Annotated in this window: 15 protein-coding genes and 1 pseudogene; 6 read left to right on the plus strand and 10 right to left on the minus strand. The window is 71.9% G+C overall.

The window, feature by feature from the left end; all coding sequences use genetic code 11:
• Genes OC490_RS46675 through hypE form a run of 5 tightly spaced genes read left to right on the plus strand, consistent with a single transcriptional unit; the run spans nt 1 to nt 4,870 of the window.
• Nucleotides 1-756, plus strand: coding sequence for an oxidoreductase (locus OC490_RS46675; protein WP_262064154.1), 756 nt, complete (start codon nt 1-3; stop codon nt 754-756).
• Nucleotides 753-2,126, plus strand: coding sequence for a Ni/Fe hydrogenase subunit alpha (locus tag OC490_RS46680; protein ID WP_262064155.1), 1,374 nt, complete (start codon nt 753-755; stop codon nt 2,124-2,126). Before OC490_RS46675 ends, OC490_RS46680 begins: the two co-directional genes overlap by 4 nt.
• Nucleotides 2,119-2,739, plus strand: coding sequence for a CBS domain-containing protein (locus OC490_RS46685; RefSeq protein ID WP_262064156.1), 621 nt, complete (start codon nt 2,119-2,121; stop codon nt 2,737-2,739). Before OC490_RS46680 ends, OC490_RS46685 begins: the two co-directional genes overlap by 8 nt.
• Complete coding sequence (gene hypD / locus OC490_RS46690; RefSeq protein WP_262064157.1) at nt 2,736-3,839, plus strand: hydrogenase formation protein HypD; 1,104 nt, start codon at nt 2,736-2,738, stop codon at nt 3,837-3,839. The genes OC490_RS46685 and hypD overlap by 4 nt, the downstream gene beginning before the upstream one ends.
• A complete protein-coding gene (hypE, locus tag OC490_RS46695) occupies nt 3,836-4,870 on the plus strand; it encodes a hydrogenase expression/formation protein HypE (RefSeq protein ID WP_262064158.1) in 1,035 nt (344 codons plus the stop codon). The genes hypD and hypE overlap by 4 nt, the downstream gene beginning before the upstream one ends.
• A 19-nt stretch (nt 4,871-4,889) precedes the next feature.
• On the opposite strand, the gene OC490_RS46700 is transcribed toward hypE, so the two are convergent.
• Nucleotides 4,890-5,477 carry a hypothetical protein gene (locus OC490_RS46700; protein ID WP_262064159.1) on the minus strand — a complete coding sequence of 196 codons (588 nt, stop codon included), beginning with the start codon at nt 5,475-5,477 and terminating at the stop codon, nt 4,890-4,892.
• Between the two features lie 5 nt (nt 5,478-5,482).
• Nucleotides 5,483-6,469 (minus strand): Acg family FMN-binding oxidoreductase, encoded by a 987-nt coding sequence (locus OC490_RS46705; protein ID WP_262064160.1) that lies wholly within the window; start codon nt 6,467-6,469, stop codon nt 5,483-5,485.
• A 144-nt stretch (nt 6,470-6,613) separates the two neighbouring features.
• Between OC490_RS46705 and OC490_RS46710 the strand changes: the two are divergent.
• A pseudogene (locus OC490_RS46710) lies at nt 6,614-7,546 on the plus strand (GerMN domain-containing protein); the annotation flags it as partial.
• A 53-nt stretch (nt 7,547-7,599) separates the two neighbouring features.
• Here OC490_RS46710 and OC490_RS46715 read toward each other — a convergent pair.
• From OC490_RS46715 to OC490_RS46750, 8 genes are all read right to left on the minus strand, one after another.
• On the minus strand, nt 7,600-8,109 hold the full coding sequence (locus tag OC490_RS46715; protein ID WP_262064161.1) for a flavodoxin domain-containing protein: 510 nt from the start codon (nt 8,107-8,109) through the stop codon (nt 7,600-7,602).
• 22 nt (nt 8,110-8,131) lie between these two features.
• Nucleotides 8,132-8,863: a CBS domain-containing protein gene (locus tag OC490_RS46720; RefSeq protein ID WP_262064162.1), complete on the minus strand. Its 732-nt coding sequence runs from the start codon at nt 8,861-8,863 to the stop codon at nt 8,132-8,134.
• 12 nt (nt 8,864-8,875) lie between these two features.
• Nucleotides 8,876-11,566 carry a bifunctional GNAT family N-acetyltransferase/acetate--CoA ligase family protein gene (locus OC490_RS46725; RefSeq protein ID WP_262064163.1) on the minus strand — a complete coding sequence of 897 codons (2,691 nt, stop codon included), beginning with the start codon at nt 11,564-11,566 and terminating at the stop codon, nt 8,876-8,878.
• A gap of 150 nt (nt 11,567-11,716) precedes the next feature.
• A complete protein-coding gene (gap, locus tag OC490_RS46730; protein ID WP_262064164.1) occupies nt 11,717-12,730 on the minus strand; it encodes a type I glyceraldehyde-3-phosphate dehydrogenase in 1,014 nt (337 codons plus the stop codon).
• A gap of 43 nt (nt 12,731-12,773) precedes the next feature.
• Nucleotides 12,774-15,173, minus strand: coding sequence for a phosphoketolase (locus OC490_RS46735; RefSeq protein ID WP_262064165.1), 2,400 nt, complete (start codon nt 15,171-15,173; stop codon nt 12,774-12,776).
• 87 nt (nt 15,174-15,260) lie between these two features.
• Nucleotides 15,261-16,133 (minus strand): universal stress protein, encoded by an 873-nt coding sequence (locus tag OC490_RS46740; protein WP_262064172.1) that lies wholly within the window; start codon nt 16,131-16,133, stop codon nt 15,261-15,263.
• 5 nt (nt 16,134-16,138) lie between these two features.
• Complete coding sequence (gene adhP, locus OC490_RS46745) at nt 16,139-17,161, minus strand: alcohol dehydrogenase AdhP (protein ID WP_262064166.1); 1,023 nt, start codon at nt 17,159-17,161, stop codon at nt 16,139-16,141.
• A 31-nt stretch (nt 17,162-17,192) separates the two neighbouring features.
• Nucleotides 17,193-18,086: a universal stress protein gene (locus OC490_RS46750; RefSeq protein ID WP_262064167.1), complete on the minus strand. Its 894-nt coding sequence runs from the start codon at nt 18,084-18,086 to the stop codon at nt 17,193-17,195.
• Nucleotides 18,087-18,295: the final 209 nt, after the last annotated feature.

Consider the following 18,295-nt stretch of genomic DNA (forward strand, 5'->3'; position numbering starts at 1 on the left):
ATGGCACTGCCCAGGCTCGCGGTGTTCAAGCTGGCCTCCTGCGACGGCTGCCAGCTCACCCTGCTGGACTGCGAGGACGAACTCCTCGCGCTGACCGGCGCGGTGGAGATCGCGCACTTCCCGGAAGCCTCCAGCACGATGGCCCCCGGCCCCTACGACCTGACTCTCGTCGAGGGCTCCGTCACCACACCCGAGGACGCCGAGCGCATCCACGCGATCCGGGCCGACTCCCGCCACCTGGTGACCATCGGGGCCTGCGCGACCGCCGGCGGTATCCAGGCGCTGCGCAACTTCGCGGACGTGGACGAGTACCGGCGCACGGTCTACGCGCACCCCGAGTACATCTCCACGCTCGCCACCTCCACCCCCGTGTCGGCCCATGTGGACGTCGACTTCGAACTGCGCGGCTGCCCGGTCGACCGGCGCCAGCTGATCGAGGTGATCACCGCGTTCCTGGCCGGCCGCAAGCCCGACGTGCCGGACCACAGCGTGTGCTTCGAGTGCAAGCGGCGCGGCACGGTCTGCGTCACCGTCGCCCACGGCACCCCCTGCCTCGGCCCGGTCACGCACGCCGGATGCGGGGCGCTGTGCCCGGCCTACCAGCGCGGCTGCTTCGGCTGCTTCGGCCCGTCCGGGTCGGTGAACCTGCCCGCGCTGATCCCGCTGCTGCGCCGCGACGGCCTCGACGACGACGCCGTGGTGCGCTACCTGCACACCTTCAACGCCCCTGCTTTCGAAAAGGAGTTGGGAAAGTGACGCACCGTGGATCCCGTGTCCTGCACGTCGGCTCGCTGTCCCGGGTCGAGGGTGAGGGCGCGCTGAGCCTCCATGTGCACGACGGCAAGGTCACGGACGCGCGGCTGGAGATCTACGAACCGCCGCGCTTCTTCGAGGCGTTCCTGCGCGGCCGTTCGTACACCGAGCCGCCGGACATCACGGCCCGGGTGTGCGGAATCTGCCCGGTGGCCTACCAGATGAGCGCGTGCGCGGCGATCGAGGACGCCTGCGGGGTGACGGTGGATCCGGTGATCCGCGATCTGCGCCGGCTCCTCTACTGCGGCGAGTGGATCGAGAGCCAGGCCCTGCACATCTACCTCCTGCACGCCCCGGACTTCCTGGGCCGCCCCAGCGCGATCGACCTCGCGCGTACGCACCGCGCCGAGGTCGAGCGGGGGCTGCGGCTGAAGAAGGCGGGCAACTCGCTGATGGAGCTGCTCGGCGGGCGGGCCGTGCACCCGATCAACGTCCGCCTCGGCGGCTTCCACCGCGCCCCCACGCGCACCGAACTACGCTCCCTGACCGAGGAGTTGAAGCGGGCCCTCGACGACGCATGGGAGACCGTGCGCTGGGTCGCGGGCTTCGAGTTCCCGGACGCGAGCGTCGAGGCCGACCTGCTCGCGCTCACCGAACCGGACACGTACGCCATTGAGGGCGGCACCCCGACCGTGCTGCGGACCGACGGCACCAACACCTCCTTCCCCGTAAGGGACTTCACCGCACACGTCACCGAGACCCATGTCGCCCACTCCACCGCGCTGCACTCACGGCTCGACGGGCGCCTCCATCTCACCGGTTCGCTCGCCCGGTTCTCGATCAGCGGGCGACTGTTGTCGCCGGTGGCACTGGAGGCGGCGGTCGCGGCGGGGCTCGGCGATCCGCGCGAGGGCGCGGTGTGCCGCAATCCGTACCGGTCCATCCTGGTGCGCGCGGTGGAGACGGTGTACGCCGTCGCCGAGGCGCTGCGCATCATCGACGGCTACGAGCCTCCCGCGCACCCGTACACGGAGGTGCCGCCGGCCGCGGGCGTCGGGCACGGCGCCACCGAGGCACCGCGCGGACTGCTCTACCACCGCTACGAACTCGACGCCGACGGCATCGTGAAGAGCGCCCTGCTGGTGCCGCCGACCGCACAGAACCAGGGCGCGATCGAGGACGACCTGCGCCGCCTCGCCCAGCGGGCGATCGGCGAACACGACCCGGACGACGACGAGTTGACGGCTCTGTGCGAGCGGGCGATCCGCAACCACGACCCGTGCATCTCGTGCTCCACCCACTTCCTCGACCTGACGGTCGTCCGTACCTCGGAAGAATCCACAGGCGAACCCACGGGAGGCCGTGATGTCTGAATCTCCGTACACCGTGAGCGATGTGATGACCCACACCGCCGTCGCCATCGGGAGCGAGGCGCCCTTCAAGGAGATCGTCGAGCTGCTCGACCAGTGGAAGATCAGTGCCCTGCCGGTGCTGGCGGGCGAGGGCCGGGTCGTCGGGGTCGTCTCCGAGGCGGATCTGCTGGCGAAGGAGGAGTACCGGGGCGCCCCCGACGGCGATCCGGCGGTGCCCGCCAAGGCGGGCGCGGTGTCCGCGGGCGAGCTGATGAGCGCCCCCGCGATCACCGTGCACGCGGACGCCACGCTCGCCGAGGCCGCCCGCATCATGGCGCGGCGGCACGTCAAGCGACTGCCCGTCGTGAACGCGGTCGGCATGCTCCAGGGCGTGGTCAGCCGCAGCGATCTGCTGAAGGTGTTCCTGCGGGGCGACGGCGAGATCGCCGAGGAGGTCCGGCAGCACGTGCTCGGCCGGCTTCCGGTCCCCGCTCCCCTGACGGTGAGCGTCACCGAGGGCGTGGTCACGATCGGCGGTTCCCTGCCCGACCGGTCGCTCGTGCCCGTGGTGGCCCGGGCGGTACGGGCGGTGGAGGGGGTCGTCGACGTCCGGCTCGACCTCACGCACCGATGAAGTACCTGGACGAGTACCGGGATCCGGTGCTCGCACGCCAACTGCTGGACGAACTGCGGCGGACGGCCACCCGCCCCTGGCGGATCATGGAGGTGTGCGGCGGCCAGACCCACACCCTGGTCCGCCAGGGCATCGACGAACTCCTGCCCGCCGGGATGCGGATGATCCACGGCCCGGGCTGCCCGGTCTGTGTCACCCCGCTGGAGACCCTGGACCGGGCCATGGCCGTCGCCGCCCGCCCCGGCGTGCTCTTCACCAGCTTCGGCGACATGCTGCGGGTGCCCGGCACGGACACCGACCTGCTCTCGCTGCGGGCACGGGGCGCCGACGTACGGGTGGTCTACGCCCCGATGGACGCCGTACGCCTGGCCGCCCAACACCCCGACCGCGAGGTCGTGTTCCTCGCCGTCGGCTTCGAGACGACGGCACCCGCCAACGCGATGGCGGTGCTGCACGCGGCCCGCCTGGGCCTGGCCAACTTCTCGATGCTGGTCAGTCACGTCCTCGTGCCGCCGGCCATGACCGCACTGCTCGACGACCCCGACTGCGAGGTGGAGGCCTTCCTCGCCGCCGGGCACGTGTGCGCGGTGATGGGCTGGACCGAGTACGAGCCGATCGCCGCCCGCTACCAAGTGCCCATCGTGGTCACGGGGTTCGAGCCGCTGGATCTGTTGGAGGGCATCCTCATGGCCGTACGCCAGCTGGAGTCGGGGCGGCACGAGGTGGAGAACCAGTACGTGCGGGCCGTGCGGCGGGCGGGCAACACGGCGGCGCAGGACGCGGTCCGCCGGGTGTTCCGGGTGACCGACCGGGCCTGGCGCGGGATCGGGGAGCTGCCCGACAGCGGGCTCGAACTCGCCGCGGAGTACCAGGAGTTCGACGCCGCCCGGCGTTTCGACGTGGGCGGGCTGTGCCCGGTCGAGGACCCCGAGTGCATCGCGGGCGCCATCCTCACCGGGGCCCGGCTGCCCACCGACTGCGGCGCGTACGGCACCCGTTGCACACCCCGTCATCCCCTCGGCGCCCCGATGGTGTCGTCCGAGGGCACCTGCGCCGCCTTCCACGCGGCCGGACGCACTCCCACGAGGAGCACGGCATGAACATCCAGTGCCCCACCCCCGCCCACGAGGACGAGGTCGTCCTGCTCGGCCACGGCGCCGGCGGACGGCTCACCGGGGAACTGCTCGACCAGTTGGTGCTGCCCGCCGTCGGCGGCGGCACGGGACCGCTGGAGGACGCGGCGCTGCTGCCCGGGCACCCCGGGCTGGTGATGAGCACGGACAGCTTCGTCGTCAGCCCGCTGTTCTTCCCCGGCGGGGACATCGGGTCCCTCGCCGTGCACGGCACGGTCAACGACCTGGCGATGCGCGGCGCGTGGCCGCTCGCGCTGTCCGTCTCGCTGATCGTCGAGGAGGGGCTGCCGCTGGCCGAACTCCGGGCCGTCATGGAGTCGTTGGGCAAGGCCGCCCAGGACGCGGGCGTGCCGGTGATCACCGGGGACACGAAGGTCGTGGGGCGCGGTGCGGCGGACCGGCTCTTCATCAACACCACCGGCGTCGGACAACGGCACGAACTCCTGGCCCCCTCCGCCGCGTTGGCCCGCCCCGGCGACGCCGTACTGCTGTCGGGGCCGATCGGCCTGCACGGCACGACCGTGCTCAGCACCCGCGAGAACCTCGGCTTCGAGGGCGACATCGCCTCCGACTCCCGGCCGCTGCACCGGCTGGTGCGGGCCCTGGCGCCGCTCGGCGACGCCGTGCACGTCCTGCGCGACCCGACCCGGGGCGGGCTCGCCGCCGCGCTCAACGAGATCGCCCGCGACTCGTCCGCCGCCGTGGAGATCGAGGAGAGCGCTGTTCCCGTGCCCGAGGCGGTCGCCTCGGCCTGCGACCTGCTCGGCCTGGACCCGCTGGTCGTCGCCAACGAGGGCTGTCTGGTCGCCTTCGTGGACGCCGACGCGGCACAGGACGCGCTGACCGCGATGCGGTCGCTTCCCGAGGGGGCGCAGGCGGTGCGGATCGGAGAGGTGCTGCGGGAGGGGCTGCCGGAGCGGGTGACCCTGCGGACGCTGGTCGGCGCCCGGCGCATTGTGGAGATGCCGCTCGGCGAACAACTTCCGCGCATCTGCTGACCGTCGCCCCGTGGGCTCGTCAGCCGGTCTTGTGGCCCCACCGCGGACCGACCCGCGCCCACTCGGTTTCCCACTGCTCCAGGCGTCGCCGTTCCAGCCGCCCGGACACACCCCGGCCGACGAGGAGAACCGTCCCGCCGGCGCCCATGGCCGTCCATGCGGCCAGGACCACACCCTCCAGCCGTGCCTGCGCGGCGGTCGGCGGGGTGGGCACGAGACGGCCCCGGGCGTCGAGCCACACATGGGTGGTGGACCCGGCCTTGCCGCTGGGGTCCACGTGGGCCAGACCCGTGCGGCTCGTGCCGTCCGCCGCCCTCCAGCGCACAGTGGCCCGGTAGCTGTCGCTGCCGTCGCTCGTGCCCACGGTGCGCACGGCGTCCTCGACCAGCACGGCCGGCACCGGGTGCCGCCCTGCCCGCACGGCGTCGACGTGCCGCTCGACGGCGCGAGCCGTCCATGCGCCCGTGCCGACCGCCGCCACGGCCGCGAGGGTCCAGGCCGCGATCAGCAGCCAGGCCTCGACGAGGTAACTACGGCGCCTGAGCGGGTTGGGCCGAAGCCGCCACCAGCGCACCTCGGCCGGCTTTCCGTTCCTGCTGGGGGTCATGGCGCTCACCTGACCCGCATGTCGCTGCGGAGCAGCGTCTCGGCGGGCCCGCGCCGTGGTGTGAACCACGTCTGGGTCGTGTGGCCGAGGCGCAGGATCAGCTGCGGGAACCGGCCGAAGGCCACGCTCGTGCGGACCTCCCCGCGCACCGCCGGCACTTCGAGGGGCTGGGTGTGGAAGGCCGCCCGGACGCCGTGGGCCTCCGCGTACAGCAGCACGCGCTGCAGCGCCTGCCCCGCGCGCAGCCAGTCCGCGCGGGTGTCGTAGGGGGTGGTCAGCACGACGACCGTGCCCGTGCGCGACACCCATTTCTGCGGCGGGGCGGCGAACTGCCGGACCAGGCCCAGGTAGTCACGGGCGGCCAGCAGGACGCAGTCCGGGTGGTACAGGCACGCCTCGGTCGGCACTCCGTCCGGACCGACGCTCCCGGCGATCTCGGCGGTGTGCCCCCGGTCGGCGCGGTGCACGTCCTCGGCGGTGCGCACCAGATCCGCGAGATGGTCCAACTGGTCGGCGTCGTCGACGACTTGGAGGTCGGCCCCCTCGGCCCGTGCGTGTTGCCGCAGCTCGTCGAGGAGCTCCTCCGCGACCCGCTCGGCCGCGAACGGCCCGCGATGCGTGTGCCGGTGGGCCAGCACGCCCGCCATCAGCGCCTCGTCGAAGGTGGCGGGCGCATGGGCGGCGAAGCCCACACGGGCCAGGTAGGCCGGGTTCCCGGACTCCGGCAACAGGTCGACGGCGGGCCGGAAACCGAGGCTGCGCACGGCGATCCGCGCATTGAAGAGGGCCGCCCCGCAGGCGACGACCGTCTCCCGGCCGCCCGGGTCGGTCAGCACCAGGCGCCGCCCGCGGTCCGCGTGGATCTCGAAGCCGTGGTCGCGGCCCTCCTCGACGAAGAACCAGGGCTGGGTGTTGTGCGGCGAGGGCGCGAGAGATGCCGCGTGGGCCAAGTGCAGGGCCGCGCGCCCGTGTTGTGCCAAGGCCAGAGACATGGTGACCCCTTCGTCGACCGTTCCCTTCCAGGATCCTCGCCCGGCGGCACCGGCGCATGAGCCTTCCGGCCCTGGACACGAGCCGTGCGGCACTGGTGAGCGCCCACCGGGAGGAGTTCGCTGGAAGTGTCGGAGGAGAATGCCATGAACAGCACGTCAGCACTCACATCCCGCGCCCACCGCCGCCGCTCCACCGTGCTCACCGCGGCACTGACGCTGCCGCTGCTCGCGGTCACCGCGTGCGGTAGGACCACCGGTACGGCAGGACAGGGCGGCACCGCCCCGACCTCGCCGCCCACGGCGGGCACGGGCACGTCGGGCGGAACCTCGGGCACGCCCGCTCCGTCCAGGACGGCGGCCCCGGAGACGACGGCGGCCACCGCCACCGATAACTCCGGTGGCACCAACGGCACTTCGGCGGCTCGCGTACGTACAGGGGTGTACTTCCTGCACGGACAGAAGGTCTCCCCCGCCCCGCGCACCGTGACCGCGCCGGCGACCGCCACCGCCGCCCTACGGGCCCTGCTGGCCGGCCCCGACCGCTACGAGCGGGCCCACGGCCGCACCACCGCCGTCCCGTCCGGAACGCGACTGCGTTCTCTCGTCGTCCGCGACCATGTGGCCACGGTCGACCTCTCCGGCCGCTACGACGACGGAGGCGGCAGCCTCTCGATGCGGGAGCGCCTCGCCCAGGTCGTGTTCACGGTGACCCGCTTCCCGACCGTCCACAAGGTCGCGTTCGAGGTCGAGGGCAAGCCGGTGACGTCCTTCGGCGGCGCGGGCGTCGTCCTGAACGGACCGGTCGGCCGGGCCGACTTCGAGGACCGGGCGCCCGCCGTGCTGGTGGAGTCGCCGATGATCGGTGGCACCGCACGCACCCCGCTGAGGGTGTGGGGCAGCGCCGACACGTTCGAGGCGCGGTTCCGGCTGAAGGTCACGGACACCACCGGGCGCACCGCCGCCGACGTCATGGTCAAGGCCACGTCCGGTACCGGCACACGCGGCACCTTCGACGTGACGTTCCCCTACAAGGCGGCCCGCACCGGTCCGGGTCTGCTCACCGCGTACTTCCTGTCGCCCAAGGACGGCAGGGTGGTGACCGTTGACACCGTGCCGCGGGGTACGGCGGTTCAGTCCTTCTCCTCCTCCTGCAGCAGCTCGCCCGCGATCCGTGCCGCCCATTCCTCGATCGCGCCGAAGTCGCGGAAGTCCCCGCCCTTGCCATTACGCACGATCGACTGGGCGATGCGCCCCTTGGCCCCTTCCTCCAGGCAACCGCCGAAGGTGACATGGCCCCTGACGTCGAGCCGGGTCATGGCCCGTCGTACGCCGTGCACGGGTGGGATGTCCCGCTCCGAGGCGGAGGCGTCGAGTGGTCCGCTGCTGAAGAACCACAGCGGGCGCTCGGCCAGTTGGCGACCGTGCCGACTCAAGAACCGGCGGGCGTCGCGGTGCCAGCGGCCGCCGTACAGTCCGCCGCCGAGCACCACGGCGCCGTAGGGCATCACGCTCAGGACGGACCCGGCAGGCAGGAGATCGGCGATGAGTCCCGCCTTGCGCAGGACCTCGGCCACGGCCTCGGCGATCTGTGCGGTGGATCCGTTGGTCGTCCCGTAGGCGACCAGCACGCTGGTGGGCATGGCGCTCCACCCTCCTCTCAGTTCACAGGTGGTGCAGCCAGGTCTCGGAGACGCCGTGGTACTGCTGGTCCTCCGGCTGGATGCGCGAGTCGTCCAGACGGTAGGAGAGCTTGTCGACGACCCCGACGACACCGTCGATCTGACGGACCATGGAGACGGCGATCTCCGTCTCGCTCTTGCGTTCCATGTGGCCGGAGAGCGTGACGACGCCCTCCACCACGGAGACGTCGATGGTGCTCGGCGCCAGCCACAGAGCACGCACCAGCACCTCGCTCACGACCTCGTCACGGATCTCCGCGTCGGGCCGCAGGAAGACCTGGAGCACGTCGCGGCGGGTGACGATGCCGACGAGCCGGTTCTCCTCGTCGAGGACGGGCAGCCGCTCCACACGGTGCTGGGCCATGGTCCGGGCGGCCTCGACGATGGTGTTCTCGGCGTGCACGGTGACGGGCGGCGCGGTCATCAGCCGGCCGGCGGTGCGGGCCGTCGCCTTCGCGGCGCGCTGCCTGCCGCTGCGCGTCAGGTCGGCGAACCGGAACCCCTTCTTCGTCTCGTACGGGTCGGGGGCCTCGGCCTGGTGGGCCATCAGGTCCGTCTCGGAGACGACTCCGATGACCTGGTCGTCCTCGTCGACCACGGGCAGGCCACTGATGCGGTGCTCGCCGAGCAGGCGTGCCACCTCTTTGAACGGCGTTCCGTACGTGGCCCGGACGACCTCCGTGGTCATCACGGAGCCGACCTTGTTGTGCTTCATGGTGTTCCCTCCTCAGCGAAGTCGGCGCAGATACGGGTCCTGCGGCCTACCCGGCAGCAGGCGCACGCGGGCATCGAGGACGGAGACTCCGCCCGGTGCCGCGAGTACGGGGTTGAAGTCGGCCTCGGCCAGCTGCGGCAGGTCGCTCGCCATCCGGGAGAGCCGCAGCAGCAGTTGTTCGAGGCCTTCGAGGTCGACGGGCGGGCTGCCGTGCGCGCCGAACAGGAGCGGGGCGCACCGCGGGGCCGTGATCAGGTCGTGCACGTCGTGGTCGGTGAGCGGGGCGAGCCGGGCGGTGTGGTCGGCGAGCAGCTCGGTCGCGGTGCCGCCGAGGCCGAAGAGGACGAGCGGTCCGAAGACCTGGTCCTGGACGACGCCGGCGAACAGCTCGGTACCGCGCTCGGCGAGCGGCTGCACGACCACGCCCGTCAGCAGTCCGGCGAACCGGGTCTCCAAGTCCCGGAAGGCGGCGCGTACTTGGGCGTCGCCGCGCAGGTCGAGGTGGACGGCGTGCTGTTCGCTCTTGTGCAGCAGGCCCGGCCAGTGGCCCTTCATGACCACCCGGCCGTCGGCGCCGCGCAGCCGGTCGGCGACGAGGACGGCGTCGTCCTCGGTCTCCGCCCAGGCCCAGGCCTGCTGGGGGATGCCGTAGCAGCTGAGGAGTTCGGCGCACTCGCGCGGGCCGAGCCAGCCGCCGTCCGGGTTCGCTTCGAGGTAGGCCTCGACGACGGTGTGGGCGCGGGCCGTGTCGACTCCGTCGAGGTCGGGGATCGTCCCGGCGGGCCGGGCGAGCCAGACCGCGCGGTGGGCGGCGTGGGCCAACGCCCGTGCCGCCGCCTGGGGTTCGGCGTAGGCGGGGACCGTACGCAGGTCGGTGGTCGGCAACAGCTCGACGGGCAGGGCCTGTTCGAGCCGCACCACGGCAACCGGCTTGGGCCTGCGGCCCGTTGCCTGGGTCAGGGCCCGCACAAGGTCGTCGCCGGTCGCCGCGGCGACCGCCGTGGGGATCAGGGCGACGAGGACGGCGTCGACGCCGGCGTGCCGCATGACACGGTCCACGCAGTCCTTGAGCTGCTCCTCCGAGACGGCCGCGGTGACGTCGACGGGATTGCCCACGGCGGCGCCTTCGGGGAGTACGGCGAGCAGGTCGTCGACGAGTTCGGGGGTGGGCGTCGGGAGGGTGAGCCCGGCCTCGGCGCAGGCGTCGGCCGCGAGGACCCCGGCTCCCCCGGCGTTGGTGACGATCAGGACGCGGGATCCGGTCGGCAGCGGCTGGGAGTGCAACAGGGCCGCGGCTTCCAGGAGTTCGCCGACGGAGCGGGTGGCGGTGATGCCGGCCTGGGTGAACAGCGCCCCGCGTGTCATGGTGCGGGTGGCGGCTGCCGCGGAGTGCGAGGCGGCGGCGCGGCGGCCGGCGTCGGTACGACCGGCGTCGACGGTCAGCACGGGCATCCGGCGGGTCACACGCCGCGCGGTGCGGGAGAAGGCCCGCGGGTTGCCGAAGGACTCCAGGTGCAGCAGTGCGAGGTCGGTGGTGCCGTCGCTCTCCCACCACTGGAGCATGTCGTTGCCGCTGACGTCGAACTTGTCGCCCAGGGACGCGAAGGTCGAGACGCCGATGCCGAGCCGGGACAGCCCGTCGAGCAGGGCGATGCCGACGCCGCCGGACTGCACGGCGATGCCCGCGGTGCCGGGGCTCGGGTGGTTGGCGGCGAAGGTCGCGTCGAGGTTCAGTTCCGGGTCGGTGTTGGACACACCGAGGCAGTTGGGGCCGACGAGCCGCATGCCGTACGTCCGGCAGGCCGCCGTGAGCGCCTTGGCCTGGGCCGGGTCGAGTCCCGCGGTGACGACGAGGAGGGCGCGTGCGCCCGCCTTGCCGCACTCCTCGGCGGTGGCCGGGACGGCGGCGGCGGGGACGGCGACGACCACGAGGTCGGGCGTCCTGGGCAGGGCGCTCACGGACGGGTAGCTCGGGACGCCGAGGATCGAGGTGGCCGCGGGGTTCACCGCGAAGAGGCGGCGGGTGAAGCCGCCGGCCTTCAGATGGTGCAGGATCGCCCGGCCCACGGACCCGGCGGTGCGCCCCGCGCCGACGACGGCGACCGCGTCCGGGCGCAGCAGCGGTACGAGACTGGCGACGTCGGCGGCCCTGCCGCGCGACTCGGTGGCCGACAAGTAGTCCTCGTCCTCGTCGAGTTCGATGGTGCAGCGCATCTCGGGGCCCTCGAAACGACGGGCGGTGCGCAGGCCGAGGTCGGCGAAGAGCCGGAGGATCTCGTGGTTCTCGCTGAGCGCGTCGGCCGTGAACGTGGTGATGCCCTCGGCGCGTGCGGCGGAGACCAGGTGCTCGACAAGGAGGGTGCCGACGCCCCGGTGGTGCAGTCCGTCGGCGACCGCGATGGAGATGTCGGCCGCTGTGCCGGTGCCGCCGTTGTCGTACTCGGCGAGTCCGATCACCTGGCCCTTGGTCTCGGCCAGCAGGGCACGGTATCCGGGGTGCGGTCGGCAGGCCCGGTCGGCCGCCATCTCGGCGGACCGGCGGCTCACTCCGAAGAACCGCAGCCGCAGGTTCTCCGGTGACATCTCCTCGTAGAGCCCCTGCAGTTGGTCGTGGTCGCCCGGCTCGGCGGGACGGATGCACACGGTTGCGCCATCCGCGAGCAGGGCGTGGACTGTGGGTCGGCTGAGCGCGTAGTCCGTCATCACGGGTTTCCTCCAGGATTCTTCGACACTTCGAGCGTCCCGCGGAACGGAGAGAGGCCCCATGGGCTGCCTGGGGGCGGACCATGGGGCCGATCGGCCCTCAGGAACCCGCCGCACAGACCCACCGCACGGGGCCTCTCGCGGTCGTGCTCAGTCGTCGGCGACCAGCGCCGTCAGGTCGAGGAGGCGGTTGGTGTAGCCCCACTCGTTGTCGTACCAGCCGAAGACCTTGGCCAGGGTGCCGTGCGCCTGGGTCAGGGCCGGGTCGAAGATGCACGAGGAGGGGTCGCCGATGACGTCGCGGGAGACGATCGGGGCCTTCGAGACGCGGAGGATGCCGTTGAGCGGGCCCTCGGCGGCCTCCTCGAAGACCGCGTTGATCTCCTCGGACGTCACCTCGCGGCGCAGGACCACCGCGAGGTCGGTGAGCGAGCCGTCCTCGACAGGCACACGCACCGCGATGCCGTCCAGGGCGCCGGCCAGCTCCGGCAGCACCAGGCCGACCGCACGCGCGGCGCCGGTGCTGGTCGGGATGATGCTCAGCGCTGCCGACCGGGCCCGGCGCAGGTCCTTGTGCGGACTGTCGAGCAGGGACTGGTCGTTGGTGTAGCCGTGGATGGTGGTCATCATGCCGCGCTCGATGCCGAAGGCGTCGTGCAGCACCTTCACCATCGGGGCGACGCAGTTGGTGGTGCAGGAGGCGGCCGAGACGATCCGGTCCTGACGGCGGTCGTACGTCGAGTCGTTGACACCCATCACGATGGTGGCGTCCGCGTTCTTGCCGGGCGCGGACAACAGCACGGTGTGGGCGCCCGCCTTCAGGTGCAGGGCGGCGGAGTCGCGGTCGCGGAAGCGGCCGGTGGACTCGACGACGACGCTCACGCCGTAGTCGGACCAGTGCAGGGCGGCCGGGTCGCGTTCGGCGCTGACCGCGATGCTTCGGCCGTCGACGGTGATCGAGCTGTCGTCGTGGCTGACCTCGCGTCCGATGCGCCCGAACGTCGAGTCGTACTCCAGGAGATGGGCGAGGGTGGCGGGCGAGGTGATGTCGTTGATCGCGACCACCTCGACGTCCTGGGTGCCCGCCTCGGCGCGGTCGAGTGCCGCGCGCAGATAGGTGCGGCCTATCCGGCCGAAGCCGTTGATACCGACGCGTACGGTCATGACGGTGAACTCCTTTGCAGCGCAGGGGATTTACGGGGGCGGGTCAGGCGTTCCAGGTCCAGTCGGCGACCTCGGGCAGGTCGGTGCCGTGTTCCCGGATCCAGGCGTGGTGTCGGGTGCGGGCGTCGGCCATGGTCTGGCGTACGGCGGCGGCGCGCACGGCGAGGCCGGGGACGCGGTCGATGACGTCCATGACGAGGCGGTAGCGGTCGAGGTCGTTGCGGACGACCATGTCGAACGGTGTGGTCGTGGTGCCGGACTCCTTGTAGCCGCGTACGTGCAGGTTGGCGTGGCCGGTGCGGCGGTAGGCGAGGCGGTGGATGAGCCACGGGTAGCCGTGGTAGGCGAAGATCACCGGCTTGTCCTTGGTGAACAGGCCGTCGTACTCGAAGTCGCTCATGCCGTGCGGGTGTTCGTCGCGGGGCATGAGCCGCGTCATGTCCACCACGTTCACGACCCGGACCGCGAGGTCGGGGAGGTGGCGGCGCAGCAACTGGGCGGCGGCCAGCACCTCCAGGGTCGGGACGTCACCGGCGCTGGCGAGGACGACGTCGGGCTCGCCGCCGTTCTCGGTGCCGGCCCACTCCCAGATGCCGGCTCCGCGTGCGCAGTGGGCGCGGGCCTGGTCCATGGAGAGCCAGTCGAAGCAGGGCTGCTTGCCGGCGACGACCACGTTGACGTAGTCGCGACTGCGCAGGACGTGATCCGCCACCGAGAGAAGGGTGTTGGCGTCCGGCGGGAGGTAGACGCGGACGACCTCGGGGCTCTTGTTGAGGACGTGGTCGACGAAGCCGGGGTCCTGGTGCGAGAAGCCGTTGTGGTCCTGGCGCCAGACATGGGACGTCAGAAGGTAGTTGAGGGAGGCGATGGGTGCCCGCCACGCCAACTCCCTGGATGTCTTCAGCCACTTGATGTGCTGGTTGACCATCGAGTCGACGATGTGCACGAACGCCTCGTAGCAGGAGAACAGTCCGTGTCGGCCGGTGAGGAGATAGCCCTCCAGCCAGCCCTGGCAGGTGTGTTCGGAGAGGATCTCCATCACCCGGCCGTGCCGGTCCAGGTGTTCGTCGACCGGGAGGAACCCGGCCTGCCAGGCCTTGCCGCTGGCGTTGAAGACGGCCTGCAGCCGGTTGGAGGCGGTCTCGTCCGGGCCGACGACCCGGAAGTCGCGGCTCGCCGAGGTGTCGTGCATGACCCTTTCCAGGAGGTCGCCCAGGATGCGGGTGGGCTCGTGGAGGGTGGTTCCGGGCTTGTCGACGGGGACCGCGAACTGGTCCAGGGACGGGACCGGCAGATCCCGCACGAGGAGACCGCCGTTGGCGTACGGGCTGGACCCGAGGCGCTTGGCGCCCTCGGGCAGGCAGGCGAGGACGTCCGCGACGGGCCGGCCGTCGGCGCCGAACAGCTTCTCCGGGTGGTAGGAGCGCAGCCAGGTCTCCAACTGCCGTAGGTGCTCCGGGTTTTCGCGCACCTCTGACAACGGGACCTGGTGTGCGCGCCAGGTGCCCTCGACGGGGACGCCGTCGACCTCGGCGGGACCGGTCCAGCCCTTCGGGGTGCGCAGCACGATCATGGGCCAGTGCACGCGCTCGGTGACGCCGTCCTCGCGGGCGGACTGCTGCATCACGGCGATGCGGTCCAGCGCGTCGTCGAACGCGGCGGCCATCGCGCGGTGCACCGTGAGCGGGTCGTCGCCGGTCACGTGGATCGGCTCGTGACCGTATCCCCGCAGCAGTTCGTCGAGTTCGGACTCGGGGAGGCGGGAGAGCACGGTCGGGTTGGCGATCTTGTAGCCGTTGAGGTGCAGGATCGGCAGGACGGCGCCGTCGTGGACGGGATCGAGGAACTTGTTGGAGTGCCAGGCGGCGGCCAGCGGGCCGGTCTCCGCCTCGCCGTCGCCGATGACGCAGGCGACGAGGAGGTCCGGGTTGTCGAAGGCGGCGCCGTAGGCGTGGGCGAGCGAGTAGCCGAGCTCGCCGCCCTCGTGGATCGAGCCGGGTGTCTCGGGCGCCACGTGGCTGGGCACGCCGCCGGGGAAGGAGAACTGCTTGAAGAGCCGCTCCATGCCCGCCCCGTCGCGTGAGACGTTCGGGTAGGTCTCGCTGTAGCTGCCCTCCAGCCAGGAGTTGGCGAGCACGGAAGGGCCGCCGTGTCCGGGGCCCCACACGCACAGCGCGTCCAGGTCACGTGCCTTGATCACCCTGTTGAGGTGGGTGTAGACGAGGTTGAGGCCCGGCGAAGTCCCCCAGTGACCGAGCAGTCGCGGCTTGATGTGCTCGGGCCGGAGGGGCTCGGTGAGCAACGCGTTCGCCATCAGGTAGATCTGGCCCGCCGCAAGGTAGTTGGCGGCTCGCCAGTGGGCGTCCAGGGTGCGCAGTTCGTCGTCGGAAAGCACGGAGAGTTCGGACAGAGCGGTGGCGTCCTGGTGTTCGACCTTGGGCATCGGAGGCTCCGGAAGTCATCGACATGAATCAACGGGCGGTGGAGGCGGAACCACTGCGTCAGCAGCTGGAGTTGGGGACGATCGCGCTCATCCCTTTTCGGGCACGACGACCACCGGGCAGGCGGAGTGGTGCAGAACTCCGTGTGCCACGCGGCCCAGTTGTAGCCCGTAGTGCCCGGAGCGGCGCTTGGCTCCGATGACCAGGAGGTCGGCGTCCCGCGAGGCGTCCACGAGGACGGTCCGGGTGTGGCCCTCGACCGTACGACGGTGTGCTTCGACGTCGGCGGGAACGTCCTGAAGCGCCGTGTCCAAGGCCTCGACCGCCTGCTGCTCGTGCAGCCGGGCCGGTTCTCCGGACATCAGCGGATGGTCGGTGGTCTCGTGAGCGGGCCAGCGCCAGGCCCGTACGACATCCACCGGCACTCCACGTCGCCGTGCCTCGTCGAAGGCGAAGCGCACGGCCGCCGAGCCCGCCGGCTTCTCTCCGACGCCCACGACGATGCGGCCGTGTGTGCCGGTGCGGGCCTGGTTGTCGTGGTTGCCGCGTACGACAACCATCGGGCACTGCGCGTGCCCGGCCACGATCAGGCTCACGGAACCCAGCAGTGCCTCGGCGAGACCGCTGCGGCCGCGGGTGCCCGTCACCAGCATCGAGGCGCTGCGGCTCTCCCGCACCAACGCGTACTCGGGTTCCTCCGCCAGCACCTCGCCACTCACTGCGAGTTCCGGATGGCGGCGACGTGCCCGGCGTGCGGCTGTGTCGACGATGTCCTCGGCCATCACCTGCTCGTCGGGCTTGGCGAGACCCTCGGCGATCGAGGTGCCCTCGTAGCGCTCCCACAGCGAGGCGTACACCACCCGCAGCGGGACTCCGCGCAACGAGGCCTCGTCGGCCGCCCAGTCGACAGCCCGCAGGCTGGGCTCGGAGCCGTCCACACCCACGACCATGGGGAGTGTCATCGTGGTCACCGCCCCGCCGTGAAGTCGAAGACGATCCGGGCCTTGATCTCACCGCGCAGCACGTCGGCGATGGATTCGTTGACGGTGTCCAGCGACCGGGTCTCGTAGATGACCTTGGTCCGGCCGGCCGCGTGCAGCTGGAAGACCTCGGCGAGGTCCTGCCGGGTGCCGACGATCGAGCCGATCACCGAAGTGCCGTTCAGCACGGTGTCGAAGATCGGGACCTGGATCGTGCCGTGCGCGGGCAGGGCGACCATGACGAGCTTCCCGCCGCGCCGCAGACCGGAGTTGACGGCGGCGAACGCGGCCTCGTTCACGGCGAGCGCGATGGCTGCGTGGGCTCCGCCGTGCTCCTTGAGGACCTGGCCCACATCGTCCTTGCGGGCGTCGATGACGATGTCCGCGCCGAGTTCGGCGGCCAGTTCGAGCTTCTCGTCGGTGACGTCGATCGCGGCGACGGTGGCCCCGGCGATCTTCGCGTACTGCACCGCCAGGTGCCCGAGCCCGCCCACACCGGAGATCGCGACCAGTTGCGCGGGCCGGACGCCGGCGACCTTGAGCGCCTTGTACGTCGTGACGCCCGCGCAGGTCAGCGGGGCGGCCTCGATCGCGCTCACGCCGTCGGGCACCGGCTGGGCGAAGTCAGCCCAGGCCAGCATCTTCTCCGCGTACCCGCCGTCGCAGCCGTAGCCGGTGTTGACCTGCTGCTCGCACAGCGTCTCCCAGCCGGACAGACAGTGCTCGCACCGTCCGCAGGCCTTGCCGAGCCACGGCACGGCAACGCGCTGGCCGATGCTCAGGTGGGTGACGCCGTCGCCGAGCTTCTCGACGAGGCCGACGCCCTCGTGGCCGGGCACGAACGGCGGGGTCGGCCTGACCGGCCAGTCGCCGTGGGCGGCGTGAATGTCGGTGTGGCACAGCCCGGACGCCTCCACGCGCACGCGGACCTGACCGGGGCCGGGCTCGGGGTCGGGGCGGTCCTCTATGACGAGGGGCTCACCGAACGCTCGTACAACGGCTGCCTTCATGACTACTGCTCCTCAGGGGGTCGGGGGTGGGTCAGTCGTGTGCGACGACGGCGACGGGGGCGGTGGAGTGGTGCAGGACGCCGTGCGCGACCGGGCCGATGTGGGCACCGAGCGCGTTGCGGCGGATGCGGCGGCCGATGACGACGAGGGAGGCCTCGCGGGAGGCGTCCACCAGGTGATCGGCGGCACTGCCGACACGCGGTTCCAGGGCGACCTCGATGTCGGGGTGCTTCTGGCGCCAGGGACGCAGGGCCTCGGTGAGGGAGTCGGTCTCCTCACGGGAGAGTTCCTCGTTGAGGCCCGCGTCCAGCGCGAGGCCGTAGGCGTAGTACGGCGGGAGGTTCCAGCCGTAGACGACGCGCAGGGCGGTGTCGCGCCGGGCGGCCTCGGCGAACGCGAACTCGATCACGGAGTCGGAGGGCGCGCCGGCGTCGAGGCCGAGGACCACGGGCCGGTGCGGGGCGGCAGACGCGGCGCTCGTCCCGTCCTCGGCGCCGGTCTGTTCTTCGGCCCGGACCAGGATCACGGGCAGTTCGGCGCGTGCTACGACGGACAGACCGACGGAACCGACGAGGAATCCGCCGACACCGCTCAGTCCGCGCGAGCCGAGGACCAGCAGTTCGGCGTCCTTCGCGGCATCCACCAACGCGTCCGAGGGCGTGCCGGTCACCTGCTGCACGGTGATGTCCACTCCCGGGTGGCGCCGGCGCAGGCCCTCGCCCGCCTCGCGCGGAATCCGCTCGCTCCAGTGCTGCTGCGTCTCCGCGCCCATCAGCGGGGCCTGGGCCAACGGGTCCGGGGCGGGCTCCCAGACATGGACGATCTTCAGCGGCAGACCGCGCAGTTCCGCCTCGCGGGCCGCCCATTCGGCGGCGGCACGACTTTCGGGGGAACCGTCGAGACCTGCGACAACACTGCGGACCATGGTTCTTCCTCCTCAACAGGATGTGATTCCAGCTTCGTGGCGTAGGGGTTCCCGCAGCAGGGGCCGCAGGTCCCCGATGGGGGCCGATCGGCCCAATGGGCAGCCGGAGGGCGGGCCCCCTCGCGAGGGCCCGCCGTTTCTGCTGCGGTCAGCGCAGCCAGTTGTGGTCGCGGACTATCGGGAGCGTGGCCCAGAGCTTGCCGAGACCC

It is taken from the genome of Streptomyces sp. STR69, assembly GCF_024519455.1.
GTDB lineage: Bacteria > Actinomycetota > Actinomycetes > Streptomycetales > Streptomycetaceae > Streptomyces.